Annotated in this window: 4 protein-coding genes and 1 pseudogene; all 5 read left to right on the top strand. The window is 73.1% G+C overall.

The window, feature by feature from the left end; translation table 11 throughout:
- Positions 1-225: pseudogene (locus ACWDCZ_RS39710) on the top strand (DUF2637 domain-containing protein); the annotation flags it as partial.
- Between the two features lie 19 nt (positions 226-244).
- Positions 245-532, top strand: a complete 288-nt coding sequence (locus ACWDCZ_RS39705; RefSeq protein ID WP_449818512.1) for a hypothetical protein — start codon at positions 245-247, stop codon at positions 530-532.
- Between the two features lie 179 nt (positions 533-711).
- The gene (locus ACWDCZ_RS39700; protein WP_387976890.1) at positions 712-1137 is read left to right on the top strand and encodes a MobC family plasmid mobilization relaxosome protein; all 426 of its coding nucleotides are present in this window, start codon (positions 712-714) and stop codon (positions 1135-1137) included.
- Positions 1134-2864, top strand: a complete 1731-nt coding sequence (locus tag ACWDCZ_RS39695) for a relaxase/mobilization nuclease domain-containing protein (protein ID WP_387976893.1) — start codon at positions 1134-1136, stop codon at positions 2862-2864. Before ACWDCZ_RS39700 ends, ACWDCZ_RS39695 begins: the two co-directional genes overlap by 4 nt.
- A gap of 106 nt (positions 2865-2970) precedes the next feature.
- A partial coding sequence (locus ACWDCZ_RS39690; RefSeq protein WP_449818511.1) for a hypothetical protein occupies positions 2971-3306 on the top strand: 336 nt, incomplete at its 3' end.

Below are 3306 nucleotides of genomic sequence, written 5' to 3'. Positions count from 1 at the left end.
GCGTCGGTCACCGACCGGGACGGTGGCCGACGCCCCGACCTGGACACCGAGGACCTGCTGAAGATCGCCCGGCAGGCGGTCAGGGAGGAGGACAAGCTGACCCGCCGGGTGGTCGCCGAGGCGATCCGAGGTCAGCAGATACCGCTGTCCAGCGCGACCCTGACGCACCTGATGGCCCAGCTGCGCGAACAGCACGGTCAGCCAGTCACCGCCGGCCGGAACTGACCGACACCCGACTGCCGGGGTGACCGACGAGGTCACCCCGGCGGTCACCACCCGCGCCACCGCCGAACGGGAGCACCCCATCATGCGCACCACCCCCGCCACCTGGGCCGAGGCGGACTCCTGGCTCGCCGTCCTGCACCAGCGAGGCCACCTCCACCGCGTCGAAACCGGCCCCGACGACACTCGCAGCGTCCAGCAAGGTCGGCACCCTGTCCCCTGGACCCTCCACCACCCCGTCCTCGCCCTCGACTTCATCGAGGACCTCCTCCTCGACATCCGCCAGCGCGAAACCGAGGCCGGCCGATGACCGAGCGAGGCCAGGACAGCACCACGCAGGGACTGGAGCATGACCCCAACACGGCTCCTGGCGGAGCAAGTTGTGGGGTAAGGAGTCCTTACCCCGCCTGCGCCCCGAACGGAGCGCAGGCACCCCGGTCGGCGACAGACCCAGGGGGGCCTGCCGCTGACCGGGAAGTCGGCCCAGGGGTGCCGACCAAGGGGGAGGACGAGCAGCAGCCGACCGCCGCACGCGCCACGCCGCGCCGACGCCTTCGCCAGGGTGTGCCGCGCACCAACCGCATCTGCCCCCGCTTCAGCGACCCCGAGTGGTCCCTCCTCCAGCACGCCGCCGCCCGAGCCGACCTCGCCCCCGGCGGCTACACCGCTGCCGCCGCCGTGGCCGCCGCCGCCAGCACCGACCCCAGCGCCGCCGTCGCCGACTACCGACGCGGCATCCAGGAACTCATGGAGTCCAACCGCCAGCTCGGCGCCGTCGGCAACAACCTCAACCAGCTGGCCCACTACGTGAACGCCGGCGGCCAGCCGGGCGCCGAGCTTCGGCATCTCCTGGCCCGCGTCGAAGCGTCCATCGACGCTCTCGACGACGCCGTCGACTGGCTCATCCGCCGGTGATCCCCAAGATCCGTACTGGAACCGACCGAGCCTTCCCCCTCATCGACTACCTCTTCGGCCCCGGCAAGCATGAAGAACACACCGACCAACATCTCGTAGCGAGTTGGAACAACTTCGCCCCCGACCCCGGCCCCAACCCGGAGCGCCACCAGGTCGCCAAGCTCGCCAACCAGCTCGACCACCCGGTCAAAGCCCTCGGCAAGCAGGCACCGGCCACCAGGATCTGGCACTGCTCACTGCGTACCGCCCCCGGTGACCGGCACCTCGACGACGCCGAGTGGGCCACCATCGCCCGGCGCATCGTCCACGCCACCGGCATCGCCCCCGAAGGCGACACCACCGCCTGCCGCTGGGTCGCCGTCCGCCACGCACCCGACCACATCCACATCGCCGCCACCCTCGTCCGCCAGGACGGCCGCCTGGCCGCCCTCAGCTACGACAAGCGCAAAGCCCAGGCCGAAGCCCGCCTCATCGAGAAGGAGTACGGCCTGCGCCGGCTCAACCTAGGCGACGGTACCGCCGCCAAGAACCCCACCAGCCAGGAGCACTTCAAGGCCGAACGCACCGGCCGCACCGAGCCCCCACGCGAAACCCTGCGCGAAGCCGTCCGCCAAGCCCTCGCCGGAGCCGACAACGAGCAGGAGTTCTTCACCCGCCTGCGCGAAGCCGGCCTGCGAGTGAAGCTGCGCCACGCCCCCTCCGGCGACGTCCTCGGCTACAGCGTCGCCCTGCCCGGCGACCGCAACCGCACCGGCGAGCCCATCTGGTTCCCCGGGTCCAAGCTCGCCCCTGACCTCTCCCTGCCCCGAATCCGCCGCCGCCTCGACGCCGCGCCCGCCACCGGAACCCCGCAGTCGGACGACCGCCCGGCCCGCGCTGACCGCTCCGCTCCCGCCCGCCGCCGCCGGAGTGCCGCCGGCATCGCCGAGCGCACCGTCGCCGTCCTCGACCAGGACGACGACGAAGCCGCCGCCCACCTCACCGGTGTCGGCGAACTCCTCGACGCCCTCGCCCAGACCTCCCCGGCCGCCACTCGCGCCGAACTCCGAGAAGCCGCCCGCGCCTTCGAGCGCGCCACCCGAAGCCATGTCCGCGCCGAGACCGCTGACATCCGGGCCCTGCGCTCCGCCGCCCGCGGCATCGTCCAGGCCGGCAGCGCGCTCGGCCGGGGAGAGGACGGCGGCGCCACCGCCATGGTCCTGTCCACCCTCGTCCTGGTCACCCTGGCCGCCGCCCGCTGGCACTCCGCCCGCGGCCACGCCCAGCAGGCTGCCTCCTCACGCCAGGCCGCCGATCACCTGCGCATCGCGTACCAGCAGGCCGCCGCCAGCCCGATACGCACGATGCGCGAGGCCGGCCGCATACTTCCCGCAGCCGAACGCCGACGCCACGACACCACCATCCGCACCGTCCTCGGCGACGACCGGCGGCCGTCGGCACCGGGCCGCGACGCCCTGGCCGCGGTCCTGGCGGAAGCCGAGAGGGCTGGCCACGACCCGAAGGCCCTGCTGGAGGAAGCCGCCTCCTGGCGCGAACTCGACACCGCCCACAGCCGTGACGGCGTCCTGGTCTGGCGCATCCGCCGCATCGCTGACCTTCCCGCGAGCCCCGAGCCCCCGCACCAGGCCCCGGCAACCACCAGGAACGGCGCGAAGCCGGGCCGCCCTGCCCTGCCGGCACCGGCTCGACCTGCGACCGACCCGCACCGTCCGACCCCGCGCCGCTGACCCCACCGGCCCGGCGAACAACCGGCCCAGCCCGCCGGGCACAAACCCCCTCGACACCCGGTCCCACCAGGTGTTACGCAAGACCCGAACACCGAACGGAGAGCCCGTGACCAGAACCGACGGCCGCGCAACCAGCACCCCGATCCCGACCACCACCCCCGCCGTCTCCGACTCCCTTCTGCAGTTGGAGTACGACAGCCGACCGCCGAGCGGCCCGGATGCGGTGCGCCTCGTGAAGTGCCCCACCGAACTGGCGCTCCGCGGAATGCCCGTCATCTGCCCCACCTGCCGAGCGCGGCGGGACTGGCTGCTGATCAACCACCGCCGCCACGTCTGGATCGGCTGCCGCTGCGGCACGGAGTGGCTGGAACCGGAGATCACCCGCCGGGACTTCGACGCGATGACCGCCGACCCGTCCTGGACGCACTACCGCACCCTCGAC

The organism is Kitasatospora sp. NPDC001225, from assembly GCF_053597855.1.
The sequence above is the reverse complement of the archived record's forward strand: the minus strand, read 5'-3'. Positions and strand labels throughout refer to the sequence as shown.